Genomic DNA, 17,085 nt, shown 5'->3' on the forward strand with positions numbered 1-17,085 from the left:
CGAGAAGAGAGCAGCAGTGATGCAGCGCAGACCCGCATGGATCCGTTACCTCAGCAAGCCGAAGCTATGTGCGGCTGGGGAGGATTGGGACGCGGTGCGCGTCTCGGCCGACGTCGGAGTGCGCGCGGTGCGCGACTTGGAAGCCCGCGGCGTCCCGGTCGGGCCCGTCCTGCACGACCGGTGCAACGGGCAGGCGTACTTCCTCACCGCTCCTGGCACCGCTCAGAACTGGCAGCAGGACGGTACGCAGGCCCTTGGCTCAGGTTCATGGGTCGTGCTCGCCCCGCCCGGCTGGGATGGCCTCTTGAAGTGGGTGAACGACCCGACGGACGGGCCCGCTCACACCGGCACGGACGACCTTGCCGCCGCCCTGGTCGCCGCCGTCGCCACGGGAGAGGACACGGAACGGTGAGCCAAGCCGCCAAGGTCCACTACGCCGGGCCGAGCCCGCTCGGAGAGAGCGGCTACCGCACCGGTCTGGAGTGGAACATCAACGGTCTCGCCCGCGCCCGTGCCGCCGAGATCATCGCCGAGCACAGGGCAGCGCAGACCGAGGTCGTACGCGACGCACACCTGCGTTCCGACTGGGCCGCACACGCCGTGCGCTCTCCAGACCTGCTCAGGGTCGTACAGGAAACCATCGGCGACTCAGTCGCCGTCGAGAACACGTTCCTGATGATCAAGTGGCCCGGTCGGGACTTCCCGGTGCCGTGGCACCAGGACGGGACCAACCCGCGCATGCAGCTCGACCCCGAACTCTCCGTCTCCGCATGGCTGGCCGTGACCGACGCGACCACCGTCAACGGCTGCTTGCAAGTGGTCCCCGGCTCGCACGCCGCCGGATACCTCGACTACGGCCGCGAGGAGAGCGACGCACGGCGCGGCAAGGCGCTCGGCGTAGAAGGCATGCCCAACACCCCGCACGAACGGGGTGTGTGGCTGTCGCTCGACGCCGGACAAGCCTGCCTGATGGACGTCCGACTGATTCACCGCTCGGACAGCAACATGACCGTCGGCGCACGCATCGGCCTGAACATCCGCTACGTCGCTCCCGGCGCGATCCACCCGAGCGGCTCCCACAGCCCCGGCCTGTACCCGCTCACCGGGTCGGACTGGTGACCCACAAGGCACCATCCGAAATCGAGAGGAGCACCACCCGTGACCATCCTCGACACCAGTGCCCCACCGATCACCCGCGTCCGCGTTCTCACCGGAGAGGACGCCGACCCCGCCCGCCGGGGCAGTAAGACGGTCATCGCGTTCAGCGACTGCCGTTACTACTGCCCCGACGCCGCCACCGTCGAGCGCTGCATCGCGCACCTGCGCGACAGCGATGACCGCCTGCGCTCCCGCCCCGAAGAACAGATGCTCTGGGACTGGGAATGCACGTACTTCGAGGCCGACCCGGACAACCGGAACGGCGGCGGGACGATCATCCTCGGCGTCGCCTGGTACGACCGCCCGTTCTTCGACGACCGCCGCGGAGCCTGGTTCGGCGCCATGCATAACCGCATCTACGGCGAGATCGGAGTCCCCTTCGAGAACATCACCGTGCAGCACTGGCTCGCCCTCGAAGCGGCGCAGTGGAAGCCCGGACCGCAGCCCGCGTAACCGCTCCGCACCGGTCACTCATGCGGCCAGCCTCCCCGCAAGCCCCTCGGCCCCCGTCGCGTCTGCACCACGTGGCGGGGGCCGTGGTACGCCACGCCCCGCCCCTACTCCGCGGCCACCGCGTGCCCCTGGGCAGCCGCAGGTGCGGGCAGAGCAGCGTCGGGGCGCAGCAGTCGCGAGGCGACGAGCAGCGAGGCCAGTGCCGCCCCCGCCACCATGCCCCCGCCCACGACGAACGCACCTCGCGGCGAAGCATCGACCAGGAACGGCAGCAGCAGCATTCCGGCCGTGCCGCCGGTACGAATCACTGTCTGGTCGACGGACATCAGCCGCAGCCGCTCGGCGGGCGCGAACGCGCCGAGGTGCGCCCGCAGAGTGACGCTCGTCGCCGGGGTGACCAGACCGCTCACGAGGGCGAGGAGCAGCAGAGCGGGTAGGTCGAGCACGAGCCCCATGCACGCCGTCGCAACGCCCTGCATCGCCCATGCCCCGCAGTACACGGCCATCCAGCTGCCCGAACAGCGGCTACTGGCGAGCGGGTTGCCGAGCAGCGCCCCAACCCCCACGGCCGCTGTCACGAGGCCGTAGACGGCCGCCCCGGTGCCGTACCGGGTGGCGAGCAGCGCGGGCATGCCGACCGCCGTCACGGCCGAGCAGAACAGGGCGACGCCGTGCAGTCCGACTGCCAAGCCGACGCGAGGGTGCGCCCGTACCACCGGCCACGCGCGAACCGCGGACCGCGCCTTGCCGGGGCGCTCAAACGCTCCTCCACCAGCCGCCATGGCGTACCGGCGGGCCAGCCACCCGAGAGCCACCGCCGACACCGCGAAGGTCACTCCGTTCAGCGCGAAGAGCTGCACCTCGGAGACAGCGAGCAGCAGTAGACCGATACTCGCCGGACCCGCGATCCGGGCGATACGACCTGTGAGGTCGAACAGGCCCGTGACTTCCTGCACCCGCTCGGGTTCGACGAGGTCGGGCACCAGGGCGCCGAGGTTCGGATCGAACAGCGCCCCGAGGCTCCCGAGCAGCAGCACGCCGAAGAGCAACAGGGCCACGCCCCACGGGTCCGGCGACCACAGGAAGGGCAGTGAGACCGCGACCAGCGCCCGCGCGGCGTCGACCCGGGCCAGCCGCCCGAACGTCGAGAACCGCGCCACGACGTGACGCCCCGCCGTCCCGAGCACGATGTAGGGCAACGATTCGACGACCGCGACGAGCCCCATGAGCGACGCCGACCCGGTCGAGGTGAACACCACCCACATGACCGCGAGCGCGTACAGCCGATCCCCGAGGACGGACAGACTCTGCGCGAGCCACAGCACCAGTACGGGCCGCTGCCGCAGCAAGCGCAGGTAGTTCAATGTGCCCTCCGGGGCGGACTGTACGGGCCGAAAGGCAGGTGCATCCGACCGGATCGGCGACCACCCTAGGCCCGACCGGCGCACCGGGCACGCCGTTCTCGGAGACCTCAAACTAAAGGCGGTACGCCGCTACCGAGCTCGACGTACACAGAGCCGATCGCCGCTACAGACTGACCGCCTTCGGGGTTCAACTGCGCGGCGGCGCCGAGACAGTTCAGCATGATGGAAGCGACAGGCCGCTAAACCTGGGGAGCAGCATGGGGATGTCAATCTCAGACCGCAAGCGACTCTGGGGGCGTTCAGGGAACAGGTGCGCGTTTCCCGAGTGCGACCGGCGACTAACATCCGATATGCAGGAGTACGTCAATGATGCCGAGGCGGACCAAGGTGTAACTCTCGGCGAAGAAGCACACATAATTGCAGAGTCAGGTAACGGGCCGCGAGCGAATCCCAAAATTCCACAGCAGCAGAGGGACGCCTACGAGAATCGCATTCTCCTCTGCGAAGAGCACCATAAGGTAATCGACACTTCAAACGGACGCTTCTTTTCGGTCGAAGTCCTAATGGAGATGAAACGGGAGCACGAGTCAGCCGTATCCCGGAGCATGGACAAGCCGTCGAAGGATGCCGAGGAGGCAGCCGAGCGCGCCGCGAGGTTCGTAGCCGATTGGGAGCAGCGCATTGATCTGGAGCACTGGGACTCCTGGACGTCATGGCTCCTGACCCCTTCTCCCACCATGGAGCGGGACCGGTTCGACCGATTCTCGCAGGCGGCTATCTGGCTCGGCTCCAGAGAATGGCCCACCTCCCACTTCCCAAAGATTCGCCAGAGCGGGAAACTCTTTACCGAGATCTGGCGAGACCTCGTAGGGGTGATTGATCGCGAATTTTCGGATCACAGAATCCTGCGAGAGCGTTTTTGCCTGCGCGAGAAGCATAAAGAAATTGAGTGGGACGAGGACCTGTACAAGAGATACGGAGACGAGTACGACTTCAACTGCGACCTGATTCACGAACTCATCTTCCACCTGACGGCTTCAGCGAATCTCCTGTGTTCCAGGGTTCGGGAGGAACTCGACGCAAATTACCGATTCGACGCCGGAAAAGTTGTAATCACTCGCGGCCCAAACGAGCAGCTCCGATTTGAGCACTTCAGCCCGACGTATGAAAGTAAACAGTTGGCATCCGGGGCACCCTATCCGGGCATCGACGAACTCAGAGCGCACGTGGCAAGGTCCGCTCACCATCGCCCGTGACTTGCACGGCCACGGGTCGCGCCTCCCAGGGCACAACGAGGGCACACGCCCCCAGAAGATCATGGAAAACCGCGACAACCACCGGCAGTGGTTTCCGCAGGTCAGGGAAGATTCTATGAAGTCCGTGCAGGTCAGACGATCACCCGGGAAGTTCGTGAACTGCCGGTAGTTCCCGTAGTTCCCGCGGTCGTACGACGCCGAAGGGCGGGCGCCCAGGCCGGGTGCCCGCCCTTGCTGCTGGCCGCAGTTCGGGGGAACGGTGCTCAGCGGCGCGAGTGGCCGAAGAGGATGCGGTAGGCGATCAGCAGGACGAGTGAGCCGCCGATGGCCGCCGCCCAGGTGGCCCCGTCGTAGAAGTCGTTGACGATGGGGCGGTCGAGGTAGCGGGCGGAGAGCCAGCCGCCGATGAAGGCGCCCGCGATGCCGATGACGGTCGTGCCGATGAATCCGCCCGGGTCGCGGCCGGGCAGCAGCAGTTTGGCGGCGGCTCCGGCGAGCAGTCCCAGGATGATCCAGCTGATGACGCCCATGCGGCGACCTGACCTCTCTCGCGAACCCTTCTCGCGCGGTGAGCTTTTGTGCGTTCTGTCCTGAAGGACGTCTCTACGGAGTGGCGCGGTTGCGGTGATCCGCAAGGTGCGGCGCACACCACAGCGACCGGCGGCCCGCCCGTTCGGCCTCAGGCCAGGACGACCCCGATGCCCTCGTGTACGACGAAGGCGAGCAACTCCTCGAAGGACGGCGGGCGGTCGTCCGTGCGGGGTGTCACGCCCAGGCAGGTCCTCGCGATGTGCGCGTCGTGCCAGACGAGCGTGAAGGGCGCCAGCGCGCCGAAGCCGCCGCGCAGGCACTCGGACAGGGTGTCCAGGTCGCGTCCGAAGTAGCCCGCGGGGCCGTTCAGCGCCTCGCCGAGCGCGCAGTAGAAGGCGGGCTCGTCGGTGATGTGGCGGCCGTCCAGGTGGTACGAGACGCCGGCTCCCGCGTCAGGGCTGCGCCGCCTGCCGTTGACCCGGGCGACGCCGAGCCAGTGCGCGCGGCCGTCCGTCCCGTGCCGCGCCCAGCCGTTGCGCTCCTCGGGGCGGCCGCACCACCAGGTGTCCCAGACCTCTCGGGCGGCGCGCGGCGGGCGTACGGTCCACGGGTCGAGGGCGAGGTCGACGAGGCCCTGTCCGCGCGCGGACGGGATCCAGGCGACGACCTCGCCCTCCACGGCGTGCTGCAGGGTCTGCCCCATGCTGCCGAGGCGCAGCACCCTGCCGTGCCCGAGGTCGCTGCCGCCCGCCTCCAGGGCGTCCCGCAGGGCGCCGCGCGGGGAGCAGCCGATGAGTCGTACGGGCGGCTCCACGAGCTCGTCCGACGTGGCCGGTTCGTCCGGCAGTTGGTCGGCGAAGAGCTGCTCCGCGTCGGCGCAGAGCGCCCAGATCTCGTCGTACGGGGACCGGTCGGGGTCGTACGCCGCCAGTGCGTACCTCGGCAGTTGCACCGGAGTGCGCCCGCTCTAGTAGCGCGCGGCGAACGGCTGGTCGGTACGGACGATCTCGCGGCCCAGCGGCAGCAGCGAGACCGGGATCAGCTTGAAGTTGGCGATGCCCAGGGGGATGCCGATGATCGTGACGCACAGCAGGAAGCCGGTGACGATGTGGCCGATGGTGAGCCACCAGCCCGCGAGGACCAGCCACAGGACGTTGCCGATGCAGGACGGGGCGCCCGCGTCGCGGCGCTCGACCGTCGTGTAGCCGAAGGGCCACAGGGCATAGCGGCCGATGCGGAAGCTGGCCAGGCCGAAGGGGATACCGATGATCGTGATGCAGAGCAGCGCACCTGCGACCAAGTAGGCCAGGAACATCCAGAAGCCGCAGAGGACGAGCCATATGACGTTCAGGATTGTCTTCACTGGTGGCGACCTGCCATCTGCTCGAGTCGGGCAATGCGCTCCGCCATCGGCGGATGCGTGGAGAACATCTTGGACATGCCCTGCCCCGGGCGGAAAGGGTTCGCAATCATCATGTGACTCGCCGTCTCGAGACGGGGCTCGGGCGGCAGCGGCAACTGCTTCGTCCCGGCGTCGAGTTTACGCAGTGCACTCGCCAGGGCGAGCGGGTCTCCGGTGAGTTGGGCGCCGGACGCGTCCGCCTCGTACTCTCTGGAGCGGCTGATGGCCAGCTGGATGATGGAGGCCGCGAGCGGGCCGAGCAGCATGATCAGGAGCATGCCGAAGATGCCGGGTCCGTCGTTGTCGTTCGACCGGCCGATCGGGATCAGCCAGGCGAAGTTGACCAGAAACATGATCACGGAGGCCAGCGCGCCCGCGACCGACGAGATCAGGATGTCGCGGTTGTAGACGTGACTGAGCTCGTGGCCGATGACGCCGCGCAGTTCGCGCTCGTCCAGGATCCGCAGGATGCCGTCCGTGCAGCACACCGCCGCGTTGCGCGGGTTGCGGCCCGTGGCGAACGCGTTGGGCGCCTCGGTCGGTGAGATGTAGAGACGCGGCATGGGCTGACGGGCCTGGGTGGAGAGCTCGCGGACCATGCGGTACAGCTCGGGGGCCTCGAACTCGCTCACCGGGCGGGCGCGCATGGCGCGCAGGGCGAGCTTGTCGCTGTTCCAGTACGCGTACGCGTTGGTACCGAGCGCCACGAAGAGCGCGACGACCAGGCCCGTACGCCCGAAGAAACTGCCGATGACGAGGATGAGCGCGGACAGTCCCCCGAGGAGTACGGCGGTCTTCAATCCGTTGTGCCGGCGGTGCACGGTACGCCCTCCTGGTGGTGCGTGGGGGAACCCTCTGCTGACTGGTGCTTCCACTGTTCAGTGGACCCTCCCGTACTGGTCAACGCCAGGCGGAGGGCACTAGTTCCCTTGTGCGCGCAGGAGCGGTGTAGGCCGCGCGGGTGATGGCCCGCGCGGTCGTCGGGGGCGGGCCCTCAGAAGAGTCCCGTGTCGGCGAACCGCAGCACGAGCTGGGGCGCTCCGGAGAGCGCGACGCCGAGGATCGCGGTCAGGGCGATGGCCACGGTGAGCGGGGCGGGGGCGCGGTGCTTGACGGGCTCTCCCTGGGGGGCGCGGAAGAGCAGCGCGGTCCACTGGAGGTAGTAGAAGAGCGCGATCACGACGTTCACGGCCATCACCACGGCGAGCCAGCCGAGGCCCGCGTCGACCACCGCGGAGAAGACCGTGACCTTAGCGAAGAGGCCGATGATGCCGGGCGGCAGGCCCGCGAGGCAGAGCAGGAAGAAGCCGAGGACGAGGGCGGCGAGCGGGCTTCGCGCGTACAGGCCGCGGTAGTCGCTGACGCGGTTCAGGCGCTGTGTGCGGCCGACGAGGGCCGCCACGGCGAAGGCTCCGAGGTTCACGGCCGCGTACATCAGGGCGTACGCGACGGTGGAGCCGATGGCCTTCTGCGCGCCCGCGTCGTCGTCGGCGTATCCGGCGGCGGCGATCGGCACCAGGAGGTAGCCGGCCTGGCCGACCGAGGACCAGGCGAGCAGGCGGACCGCGCTGTACGCGCGCGTGGCCCGCTGTCGCAGCGCCGCGACGTTGCCCGCGGTCATGGTGAGGGCGGCGAGGACCGCGATCGCCGGGCCCCAGACGTCCGCGTACGAGGGGAAGGCGACGACGGTGACGAGGATGAGCCCGGTGAAGCCGACCGCCTTTCCTACGACGGAGAGGTACGCGGCGACGGGCAGGGGCGCGCCTACGTAGGTGTCGGGCACCCAGAAGTGGAAGGGCACGGCCGCCACCTTGAAGGCGAAGCCGACGAGGGTGAGGGCGACGCCGGTCTGGGCGAGCGTGTGCAGCTGCCCGTCGACGTCCTGGAGCTCGGTGGCGATCTCCGTGAGGTGCAGGGTGCCGGTCGCGGCGTACACGAAGCTGACGCCGAGGAGGGTCACCGCGGTCGCGGTGACCGAGGAGAGGAAGAACTTCAGGGCCGCTTCGGAGGAGCGCTTGTCGCCGCGCTTGAGGCCGACGAGCGCGAAGGCGGGCAGGGAGGCGACTTCGAGGGCGACGACGAGCGTCGCGAGGTCGCGCGATGCGGGCAGCAGGGCGGCGCCCGCGGCGGAGGACAGCAGCAGGAACCAGTACTCCCCCGCGGGCAGTTCGTCCTGGGAGTCCTTGAGGGTGCTCATGGAGAGCAGGGCGGCGAGCAGGGCGCCGCCTAGGACCAGGAGCTGGATGACGAGGGTGAAGCGGTCGGCGGTGTAGCTGCACGCGTGCGTGCCGCCGCCGGCCAGGCAGAAGGTCGAGCGGTCGTCGTCCAGGAGGGGCAGCAGCGAGAGCGCGGCCGCGGCCAGGCCCGCCACGGAGATCCAGCCGAGGACCGCCTTCTTGCCGGGGCCGACGAAGAGGTCGGCGACGAGCACGACGAGGCCGACGAGCGCCGTGATGGTCGGCGGTGCGATCGCGACCCAGTCGACGGACTGGACGAGGCTTGCGGCGCTTTCGGCGGCCACGGTCACGACTTGCCTCCTGTGAGGAGCTTCTGCACGGCCGGGTCGGTCAGGCCGAGGAGAGCCGCGGGCCAGAGTCCGGCGAGGACGGTGAGGGCGACGAGGGGGGTCCAGGCGGCGAACTCGTAGCCGTGGACGTCGGCCAGTGCCTTCGGCGCGGGCTCGGCCGCGGGCTTCGGCATGGGGCCCATGCAGACGCGGCGTACGACGATGAGCATGTACGCGGCGGTGAGCAGGGTGCCGAAGGCCGCGATGGCCATGAAGGTGAGGAAGGCGGGACGGCTCAGGTCGTCGGCGGGCTTGAACGCGCCGAACAGCGCGAGCATTTCGCCCCAGAACCCGGCGAGCCCGGGCAGCCCGAGCGAGGCGACGGCGCCGAAGGCGAGCAGGCCGCCGAGGCGGGGTGCCTTGCCGTAGAGCGCGGCGCCGGACTCCTGCGCGAGGGAGTCGAGGTCGGTCGTGCCGGTGCGGTCCTTGAGCGCGCCGACGAGGAAGAACAGCAGGCCGGTGATGAGGCCGTGGGCGATGTTGGCGAACAGCGCGCCGTTCACGCCGGTCGGGCTCATCGTCGCGATGCCGAGCAGCACGAAGCCCATGTGGCCGACGGACGAGTACGCGATGAGGCGCTTGAGGTCGCCCTTCGCGCCCTGCCTGGCGAGCGCGAGGCAGGCCAGGGATCCGTAGATGATCCCGACGACCGCGAAGGCGGCGAGGTACGGCGCGAACTCCCGCATCCCGTCCGGCGCGACGGGCAGCAGGATGCGGACGAACCCGTACGTACCCATCTTCAGCATCACACCGGCCAGCAGGACCGAGCCGACGGTCGGCGCGGCGGTGTGGGCGTCCGGCAGCCAGCTGTGCAGCGGCCACATCGGCGTCTTGACCGCGAGCCCGATCCCGATCGCCAGAACGGCGATGACCTGCACGGATGTACTCAGGCCCCGGCCGTTGTCAGTGGCGAGTGCCACCATGTCGAATGTGCCGGACTTGAGCCCGATGAGGAGCAGGCCCAGCAGCATCACGACGGAGCCGAGCAGCGTGAAGAGGATGAACTTCCAAGCGGCCCGGGTCCGTTGCTCACCGCCCCAGCGGGCGATGAGGAAGTACATCGGGATGAGCACCATCTCGAACGCCAGGAAGAACAGCAGCAGATCGAGGACGGCGAAGGTCGCGAGGGTGCCGGACTCGAGCACGAGGATCAGTGCGACGAATGCCTTGGGAGACGGGCCCGACGGCATTTTGAAGTAGCTGTAGAGCGCGCAGAGGAAGGTCAGCAGCGCGGTCAGGACCAGAAGGGGGAGCGAGATGCCGTCGATGCCGAGATGGATGCGCACGTCGAGTGCGGGGATCCAGCTGATATCGGTCGTGGCCTGCATCTTCGACGGCTGGTCGTGGTCGAAGCCGAGCGCGAGGACGATCGCGGCGATGAGGATCGCGCCGGTCACGACCACGCCGTGGCGGAGCACGGCCTGGTCGGGCGACTTCCCCTTCAGTCCGGGCGGGGCGGGCAGGAGAGCGGCCACGGCGCCGATGAGCGGGCCGACGACGATCAACGCCAGAAGAAACTGCATCACGGACTCACTGATACCGATCACGGCTGCTCACGCTCCGGCGGTGGCGACGAGGACGGCGGCGACGGCCAGGACGACCGCGCCTGCGAGCAGCGCGCTCAGATAGGTCTGCACGTTGCCGGTCTGCGCCCGGCGGACGGCCGCGCCCAGCCAGCGGGGTGCCGCGCCCGCGCCGCGCACGTACGTCTCGACGACCTCGCGGTCGAGGAAGCGGACGAGCCGCGCGGCGGCCTGGACGGGGCGTACGAACAGGGCGGCGTAGACGGCGTCGAGGTGGAAGCCGACGGCCGCGTGGCGGTGCAGGGGGCCGAGCAGCAGACGGCCGGGGTCAGCCGGGTCGGGTGCCGATGCCACGTCTCCGTACGCGGGGGCGTGGGTGGCGATGGCCTCCGCCTCGACCAAGCCCCCGTCACCGTCCGGGTTCGCGGCGACCGCGCCCATGGGGACATGGGCGGCGAGCGTCGTGGTGTGCCGCCACGCGCCGTAGGTGACCAGGGCGCCGACCAGCGCGACACCCGTGCCAAGAACGGAGGTCGTGAGTGTCGGGGCGAGTGAGTGGCCGTCGAACCAGTCCGGCAGGACACCGACGGCGAGACCGAAGGCGAGGGAGGGGACGGCGAGCACCCAGAGCACGGCCGTCATGGTGACGGGCTGCTTTCCGTGGTCGGGGGCCTCGGCGCCCTTCCCGTGGAAGGCCAGGAGCCACAGACGCGTCGCGTAGGCGGCGGTGAGGAGGGCGGTGAGCAGACCGGCGAGGAGGACGATCCAGCCCGCCGCGGCGGGCACGGAATCGGCGTGGCCCGTGGCCGTGTGCTCGGCGGCGCCGAGCACCGCCTCCTTGGAGAAGAAGCCGCTGAACGGCGGGATCGCGGCGAGCGCGAGGAGCGCCACGGTCATCGTCCAGTAGGCGTCGGGAATGCGGTCGCGCAGGCCGTTCATGCGGGACATGGCGGCGAGCGAGTTGGTACCGGCGGCGTGGATGATCACGCCCGCCCCGAGGAACAGGAGCGCCTTGAAGGCGCCGTGCGACAGGAGGTGGAAGACGGCGGCACCGCGGTCGCCGACGGCGAGGGCGCCGGTCATGTAGCCGAGCTGGCCGATCGTCGAGTACGCGAGGACGCGCTTGATGTCGTCCTGGGCGAGCGCGGCGAGAGCCGATCCGGCCATCGTCACGGCGGCCATGACGGCGAGGACGACCAGGGCCGCCGCGGAGGCGGCGAAGACGGGGAGGAGCCGGGCCACGAAGTAGACACCGGCGGCGACCATCGTCGCGGCGTGGATCAGCGCGGAGACGGGCGTGGGGCCCGCCATCGCGTCGGGCAGCCAGGTGTGCAGCGGGAACTGCGCGGACTTGCCCGCCACGCCCGCGAGCAGCAGCAGGGCGATCAGCGTCGGGTGGTCCAGGCCGCCGTCCGCGACCTTCGCGAGGATCGTCGTGACGCGGAAGGAGCCGGTGTCCGCGGCGAGCGCGAACAGGCCGATCAGGAAGGGGACGTCGCCGAGCTTGGTGACCAGGAAGGCCTTCAGGGAGGCGGCGCGCGCCTCGGGGGTCTCCCAGTAGTGGCCGACCAGGAAGTACGAGCAGATGCCCATGATCTCCCAGCCGACCAGGAGCACCATCAGGTCGCCGGAGTAGACGACGAGCAGCATCGCGGAGGTGAAGAGGGAGACGAGAGCGGCGTACGAGGGGTAGCGCGGGTCGTCGCGGAGGTAGCCCGTCGAGTAGATCTGCACGCAGGAGGCGACGACGCCGACCAGGACGGCGACGAGGGCGGCGAAGCCGTCGACGTGCAGGGCGAGTTCGATGGGGACCGAGCCGGTCGGGGTGAGCTCGGTGGCGGCGTCCAGGGCGGCCGTGCCGCCACCGGTGCCGCCGCCCTGCCGGACGGCCACGAGCACGGCGAGGAGCAGGGCCGTCAGCGTGGGCAGGACGGCGAGGGGACGTACGAGACCGGGGACCTTGCGGCCGAGCAGCAGGCCCGCGGCCGCGCCCAGGAACGGAAGGAGGGGGACGAGGACGGCGAGGGTGGTCGTGGTCACGCGGTGGCCTCAGCCTTCTGCGCCGGTGCGGCCTCTTCGCCGGTGTCGTCGGTGTCGTCGAGGGCGTCGGCTTCGCCGGGGTCGTCGGGGTCGCCGTCCGGGCCCTCGGCGGTGTCGCGGAGGTCGTCGACGGCGGAGCTGCCGCGGTTGCGGTAGACGGCGAGGACGATCGCGAGGCCGATGCCGATCTCGGCGGCGGCGATGGCGATGGTGAACAGCGTCAGGGCCTGGCCAGCGTGCAGGGCGTCGCGGAGCCAGACGTCGAAGGCGACGAGGTTGAGGTTGACGGCGTTGAGCATCAGCTCGACGGACATCAGGACCAGGATCGCGTTGCGGCGGGCCAGTACGCCGTACAGGCCGACGCAGAAGAGGAGGACGGCGAGGACGGCGGGATAGGCGAGGTGGAGGTGCATCAGCTGTTCTCCTCCCGAGTCTGGTCCTTGGCGGCGCTTCGGTCCTTGGCGGCGCTTCGGTACTCGGCGGCGCTTCCGTCTTCGGCGGCCTTCTTGCGGGACAGGACGATCGCGCCGACGAGGGCGGCGAGGAGGAGGACGGAGAGCGCCTCGAAAGGCAGTACCCAGTGCCGGAAGAGGATCGATCCGGTCACGTCGGTGGAGCCCTGGGCGGCGCCGTCCAGGTCGATCACCGTGGTGCGGAACGCGTCCACGACGACCCAGACCAGGGCGGCAGCGGCGGCGAGCGCCACCGCGAGCGCGACCGGGCGGTTGCCCGAATCGGCGTCCGGCGAGCGGCCGATGGGGGCCCTGGTCAGCATCAGACCGAAGAGGAGGAGGACCACGACGGATCCGACGTAGATGAGGACCTGCACCCAGGCGATGAACTCCGCGGTGAGCAGGAGGTACTCGACGGCGAGTCCGCCGAGCGCGACCACCAGCCACAGCGCGGCGTGCACCAGCTGCTTGGTCGTGACCGTGATGACGGCCGCGCCGAGGGTGACGAGGCCGACGAGGAGGAAGGCGATCTCGACGCCGGTCGGGGACAGGAAGCTCTGGGTTTCGGCGGCGATGTTCACGACTCCTCGCCCTTCGCCTCGGCCGCGGCCAGTTTCTCGGCGGCCTTGCGGGCCGTGACGAGTTCCTTCGGGTCCTCGGCCGCGGGGTCGAGGGCGGGCGGCGCGGGAACCGTCCACATCCACTCGCGGAGCTTGTCGCGCTCGTGGGTGAGTTCGTGGATGTCGGTCTCGGCGTACTCGAACTCCGGGGACCAGAACAGCGCGTCGAAGGGGCAGACCTCGATGCAGATGCCGCAGTACATGCAGAGGGAGAAGTCGATGGCGAAGCGGTCGAGGACGTTGCGGCTGCGCTCGCGGCCGCCGGGGGCGGCGGCCGGGACCGTCTCCTTGTGGGAGTCGATGTAGATGCACCAGTCGGGGCACTCGCGGGCGCACAGCATGCAGACCGTGCAGTTCTCCTCGAACAGGCCGATGACGCCGCGGGTGCGCGGCGGAAGCTCGGGCTGGGCCTCGGGGTACTGCTCGGTGACGGTCTTCTTCGTCATCGTGCGGAGGGTGACGGCGAGGCCCTTGGCCAGGCCGGACCCGGGGAGCGGAGGCATTTAGTTGATCGCCACCTTCACGATTCCGGTGAGCGCGATCTGCGCGAGGGCGAGCGGGACGAGGAAGGTCCAGGAGAGCTTCTGGAGCTGGTCCTCGCGGAGACGGGGGTAGGACACGCGCAGCCAGATGACCACGAAGGCGAGGACGGCCGTCTTGAGCAGGGTCCAGACCCAGCCGAGCCCTTCGGCGCCCCACGGGCCGTGCCAGCCGCCCAAAAACAGGACGGTGGTCAGGCCGCACAGGACGACGATTCCGGCGTACTCGGCGAGGAGGAAGAGGGCGAAGCGCAGGCCGGTGTACTCGGTGTACGCGCCGAAGATGATCTCCGAGTCGGCGACCGGCATGTCGAACGGCGGGCGCTGCAGCTCGGCGAGGCCCGCGACGAAGAAGACCAGGGCGCCGACGATCTGCCAGGGCAGCCACCACCACGCGAAGGCGTCGACGATGCCGGGCAGCGAGACCGTGCCCGCCGCCATCGCGACCGAGGCGGCGGCGAGCAGCATCGGGAGTTCGTAGGCGAGGAGCTGGGCGGCGGTGCGCAGGCCGCCGAGGAGGGAGAACTTGTTGGCGCTCGCCCAGCCCGCCATGAGCGAGCCGAGCACGCCGACGCCCATCACCGCGAGCACGAAGAAGATGCCCGCGTCGACGACCTGGCCGACCGCGCCCTCGCCGGGGCCGATCGGGATGGCGATCAGGACGAGGAGGTAGGGCAGGAGGGCGATGGCGGGCGCCAGTTGGAAGATGCGGCGGTCGGCCTCGGCCGGGACGACGTCTTCCTTCTGGGCGAACTTCACGCCGTCGGCGACGAGTTGGGCCCAGCCGTGGAAGCCGCCCGCGTGCATGGGGCCGAGGCGGCCCTGCATGTGGGCCATCACCTTGTGCTCGGTCTGGCCGATGACGAGGGGGAACACCAGGAACACCGCGAAGACGATGACGAGGCGCAGGGCGACGTCGAGGGCGTCGTTCACTCGGTGCCTCCGGGGCGTTCGCCGTTTTCGGGGGGCTGGGTGGGCTGTTCGGGCTTCGGCTCCGGTCCGGGCTCAGGCTGCTCCGGCTCGGGCTTCGGTCCGGGCTCAGGCTGCTCCGGCTCGGGCTTCGGTCCGGGCTCAGGCTGCTCGGGCTCGGGCTCCGGCCGCGTTCGCTTCGCGTCGTCGAACGCCGGGCGGGCGTGGTGCCACGGGGCATCATCCGAACCGCTCGGGGCATCCGAACCGCTCGCGGCCGGTGACTGCGCCTCCTCGGGCTCGGCCGCGCCCTCCGGGGCGGGAGTCGGCTCCGGAGCCGCTGCCGCCCGCTGGGACGCCGAGCCCTGGCTGACGCTGCGCGAGCGCCTCGCGGGACGAGCGGGCGCCGTGGTCTCGGTCGACGCGGCAGGAGCCCCCGGACCAGCCGAAGCCCCGGCTCCCGCTTCCGCCGCCCCCGCGGCGTCCGCGGCCTGGCTCGCCGACCCCTCCCCCGCCGTACGCGTCCTGCGCGCCGGGCGTTCGCCGCCCGCCGCGCCGCCCGCTGCCGCGCGGCCCGCGCCGCGCGCCGGGCGGGCCGGGGCCGGTGGGAGCTGGCCCTTCAGCGGGCCCCACTCGTTCGGGTCGGGTACGCCGGGCGGCAGCATCTGGCGGCGCTTGGGGCCGCCGTGCTCGGACTCGCCCGGTTCCTTGGCGCCCGGCCACGCCTTCGCGACGCGGGCGGCGAGGACGAAGTCCTTGCGAAGCGGATGGCCCTCGAAGTTCTCGGGCAGCAGCAGCGGGACGAGGCCGGGGTGTCCTTCGAAGGTCACGCCGAACATTTCGTGCGTCTCGCGCTCGTGCCACGCGGCGCCCGCGTAGACGTCGACCGCGGAGGCCAGGACGGGGGCGTCGTGCGGCACCGTCGTACGGACGAGGAGTCGGCGGACCGGCGCGAGGGCCACGACGTGCGCCGAGACCAGGAAGCCGGTGCCCGGTTCGTCGACCGCGCTCAGCCAGTCGAAGTAGGTGCAGGTGAGGGTGGTGCGGGCGGTCTCGAGGGCGGTGGTCCAGGAGGCCGCGGGCACGTCGACGGTCAGGACGTCGTACGACTCCTCGGCCGTCGCCTCCGGGCCGAAGAGCTCCTCGACGGGGCTCGGCAGCCAGCCGGTCATGTCGTGGCCTCCCCCGGGGCGGGCGGTTTCACGAGGCCGCTCCGCAGGGCGGCCGTCGAGGGGCGGGCGCCGGAACCGTTGCCGTACCGCTCGCCGAGCGACTCGCGCGCGATCTTCTCCTGGAGCTTGAGGATCCCCTGGAGGAGGGCTTCGGGGCGGGGCGGGCACCCGGGGACGTACACGTCGACGGGGATGATCTGGTCGACGCCCTTCGTGACCGAGTACGAATCCCAGTACGGGCCGCCGCAGTTCGAGCAGGCACCGAACGAGATGACGTACTTCGGTTCGGGCATCTGCTCGTAGAGACGTTTCACCGCGGGCGCCATCTTGTCCGTGACCGTGCCGGAGACGACCATCAGGTCGGCCTGGCGCGGGCCCGGCGCGAAGGGGATGACGCCGAGCCTGATGAAGTCGTGCCGCGCCATGGACGCGGCGATGAATTCGATGGCGCAGCAGGCGAGGCCGAAGTTGAAGACCCAGAGCGAGTACCGGCGGCCCCAGTTGAGGACCACCTTCATCGGCTCGGGGGCGAGGCGCGCGAGCGCGCCGAGGCGCTTGGGCTCCGGCAGGAGCACCGGCTCCGAGGGAGTCACGTCCACGTCAGGACGCCCTTCTTGTATGCGTACAGCAGGCCGACGGCGAGGAAGCCGAGGAAGATGAACATCTCCACGAGGGTCGTCGCGCCGTAGCCGGGCGCGGCGAAGACCGTCGCCCAGGGGAAGAGGAAGATCGAGTCGACGGCGAAGATCACGTAGAGGAACGCGTAGACGTAGTAGCGGACCTGGGTGTGGGCCCAGCCCTCGCCGACCGGGTCGACGCCGCACTCGTACGTCAGGAGTTTCTCGGGCGTCGGCACCACCGGGCGGAGCAGTCGTCCCGCGCCGAAGGCGACGGCGACGAACAGCACGCCCACGACGGCGAGCAGCCCGACGACGGAGTACGACTGGTAGTAGCTCGCCGCGACGTTCGTCACGTGCACGTCAGTCCCTCACTCCCTGACCGCCCTTGACCCTGACCCTGTTCGACGATCTGTACGCACGGGAGTCTAGGGCCTGCTAAAGCCTCGGTAAGCAGAGCGTCACGCTTCGGTCAGGGCGAGG

The 17,085-nt window shown here is 70.1% G+C and carries 19 protein-coding genes; 4 read left to right on the forward strand and 15 right to left on the reverse strand.

All coding sequences use genetic code 11. The features are described 5' to 3' along the window. Positions 1-94 precede the first annotated feature (94 nt). The 3 genes from CP970_RS44205 to CP970_RS17470 are packed head-to-tail and all read left to right on the forward strand — an operon-like array spanning position 95 to position 1,611. Positions 95-412 (forward strand): hypothetical protein, encoded by a 318-nt coding sequence (locus CP970_RS44205; RefSeq protein WP_055547857.1) that lies wholly within the window; start codon positions 95-97, stop codon positions 410-412. Then, the gene (locus CP970_RS17465; RefSeq protein ID WP_055547859.1) at positions 409-1,119 is read left to right on the forward strand and encodes a phytanoyl-CoA dioxygenase family protein; all 711 of its coding nucleotides are present in this window, start codon (positions 409-411) and stop codon (positions 1,117-1,119) included. Before CP970_RS44205 ends, CP970_RS17465 begins: the two co-directional genes overlap by 4 nt. 39 nt (positions 1,120-1,158) lie before the next feature. Further along, positions 1,159-1,611: a hypothetical protein gene (locus tag CP970_RS17470; RefSeq protein WP_224058486.1), complete on the forward strand. Its 453-nt coding sequence runs from the start codon at positions 1,159-1,161 to the stop codon at positions 1,609-1,611. Positions 1,612-1,715: 104 nt separating this feature from the next. Here the strand turns inward: CP970_RS17470 and CP970_RS17475 are convergent, their stop codons facing one another. After that, positions 1,716-2,975 (reverse strand): MFS transporter, encoded by a 1,260-nt coding sequence (locus tag CP970_RS17475; RefSeq protein WP_055547861.1) that lies wholly within the window; start codon positions 2,973-2,975, stop codon positions 1,716-1,718. 350 nt (positions 2,976-3,325) lie between these two features. Between CP970_RS17475 and CP970_RS17480 the strand changes: the two genes are divergently transcribed. After that, positions 3,326-4,231, forward strand: a complete 906-nt coding sequence (locus CP970_RS17480; RefSeq protein WP_150493525.1) for a hypothetical protein — start codon at positions 3,326-3,328, stop codon at positions 4,229-4,231. Positions 4,232-4,494: 263 nt separating this feature from the next. On the opposite strand, the gene CP970_RS17485 is transcribed toward CP970_RS17480, so the two are convergent. The 14 genes from CP970_RS17485 to CP970_RS17550 form a co-directional block, all read right to left on the reverse strand. Further along, complete coding sequence (locus tag CP970_RS17485) at positions 4,495-4,761, reverse strand: GlsB/YeaQ/YmgE family stress response membrane protein (RefSeq protein ID WP_055547864.1); 267 nt, start codon at positions 4,759-4,761, stop codon at positions 4,495-4,497. A 149-nt stretch (positions 4,762-4,910) separates the two neighbouring features. After that, positions 4,911-5,714, reverse strand: a complete 804-nt coding sequence (locus CP970_RS17490) for a barstar family protein (protein ID WP_055547867.1) — start codon at positions 5,712-5,714, stop codon at positions 4,911-4,913. Positions 5,715-5,729: 15 nt separating this feature from the next. Beyond that, complete coding sequence (locus tag CP970_RS17495; RefSeq protein WP_055547869.1) at positions 5,730-6,125, reverse strand: YccF domain-containing protein; 396 nt, start codon at positions 6,123-6,125, stop codon at positions 5,730-5,732. Next, positions 6,122-6,985 (reverse strand): zinc metalloprotease HtpX, encoded by an 864-nt coding sequence (gene htpX, locus CP970_RS17500; protein WP_055547871.1) that lies wholly within the window; start codon positions 6,983-6,985, stop codon positions 6,122-6,124. The genes CP970_RS17495 and htpX overlap by 4 nt, the downstream gene beginning before the upstream one ends. A 173-nt stretch (positions 6,986-7,158) precedes the next feature. Further along, positions 7,159-8,691, reverse strand: coding sequence for an NADH-quinone oxidoreductase subunit N (locus CP970_RS17505; RefSeq protein WP_224058488.1), 1,533 nt, complete (start codon positions 8,689-8,691; stop codon positions 7,159-7,161). Beyond that, positions 8,688-10,277, reverse strand: a complete 1,590-nt coding sequence (locus CP970_RS17510) for an NADH-quinone oxidoreductase subunit M (RefSeq protein ID WP_055547873.1) — start codon at positions 10,275-10,277, stop codon at positions 8,688-8,690. The genes CP970_RS17505 and CP970_RS17510 overlap by 4 nt, the downstream gene beginning before the upstream one ends. Positions 10,278-10,283: 6 nt before the next feature. Continuing rightward, positions 10,284-12,293, reverse strand: a complete 2,010-nt coding sequence (locus CP970_RS17515) for an NADH-quinone oxidoreductase subunit 5 family protein (protein ID WP_055547875.1) — start codon at positions 12,291-12,293, stop codon at positions 10,284-10,286. Continuing rightward, entirely contained in the window at positions 12,290-12,706 is a 417-nt protein-coding gene (gene nuoK / locus CP970_RS17520) for an NADH-quinone oxidoreductase subunit NuoK (protein WP_055547877.1), read from the reverse strand. Before nuoK ends, CP970_RS17515 begins: the two co-directional genes overlap by 4 nt. Then, positions 12,706-13,326 carry an NADH-quinone oxidoreductase subunit J family protein gene (locus CP970_RS17525; RefSeq protein ID WP_055547879.1) on the reverse strand — a complete coding sequence of 207 codons (621 nt, stop codon included), beginning with the start codon at positions 13,324-13,326 and terminating at the stop codon, positions 12,706-12,708. The genes nuoK and CP970_RS17525 overlap by 1 nt, the downstream gene beginning before the upstream one ends. After that, entirely contained in the window at positions 13,323-13,868 is a 546-nt protein-coding gene (locus tag CP970_RS17530) for a NuoI/complex I 23 kDa subunit family protein (protein WP_055547881.1), read from the reverse strand. Before CP970_RS17530 ends, CP970_RS17525 begins: the two co-directional genes overlap by 4 nt. Continuing rightward, positions 13,869-14,837 (reverse strand): complex I subunit 1/NuoH family protein, encoded by a 969-nt coding sequence (locus CP970_RS17535; RefSeq protein ID WP_055547883.1) that lies wholly within the window; start codon positions 14,835-14,837, stop codon positions 13,869-13,871. Further along, positions 14,834-15,985 carry an NADH-quinone oxidoreductase subunit C gene (locus CP970_RS17540; protein ID WP_055547885.1) on the reverse strand — a complete coding sequence of 384 codons (1,152 nt, stop codon included), beginning with the start codon at positions 15,983-15,985 and terminating at the stop codon, positions 14,834-14,836. The genes CP970_RS17535 and CP970_RS17540 overlap by 4 nt, the downstream gene beginning before the upstream one ends. Further along, complete coding sequence (locus CP970_RS17545; protein WP_079043532.1) at positions 15,982-16,584, reverse strand: NADH-quinone oxidoreductase subunit B; 603 nt, start codon at positions 16,582-16,584, stop codon at positions 15,982-15,984. The genes CP970_RS17540 and CP970_RS17545 overlap by 4 nt, the downstream gene beginning before the upstream one ends. Next, positions 16,575-16,964 (reverse strand): NADH-quinone oxidoreductase subunit A, encoded by a 390-nt coding sequence (locus CP970_RS17550; RefSeq protein ID WP_055547887.1) that lies wholly within the window; start codon positions 16,962-16,964, stop codon positions 16,575-16,577. Before CP970_RS17550 ends, CP970_RS17545 begins: the two co-directional genes overlap by 10 nt. Between the last annotated feature and the right edge of the window lie 121 nt (positions 16,965-17,085).

Source organism: Streptomyces kanamyceticus (assembly GCF_008704495.1).
GTDB classification, from domain to species: domain Bacteria; phylum Actinomycetota; class Actinomycetes; order Streptomycetales; family Streptomycetaceae; genus Streptomyces; species Streptomyces kanamyceticus.

Bases quoted from the DNA above. Each gene is read 5' to 3' on its own strand.
- CP970_RS17530 (WP_055547881.1), bottom strand. From the start codon at position 13,868: ATGCCTCCGCTCCCCGGGTCCGGCCTGGCCAAGGGCCTCGCCGTCACC.
- CP970_RS17485 (WP_055547864.1), bottom strand. From the start codon at position 4,761: ATGGGCGTCATCAGCTGGATCATCCTGGGACTGCTCGCCGGAGCCGCC.
- CP970_RS17480 (WP_150493525.1), top strand. From the start codon at position 3,326: ATGCAGGAGTACGTCAATGATGCCGAGGCGGACCAAGGTGTAACTCTC.
- nuoK (WP_055547877.1), bottom strand. From the start codon at position 12,706: ATGCACCTCCACCTCGCCTATCCCGCCGTCCTCGCCGTCCTCCTCTTC.
- CP970_RS17540 (WP_055547885.1), bottom strand. From the start codon at position 15,985: ATGACCGGCTGGCTGCCGAGCCCCGTCGAGGAGCTCTTCGGCCCGGAG.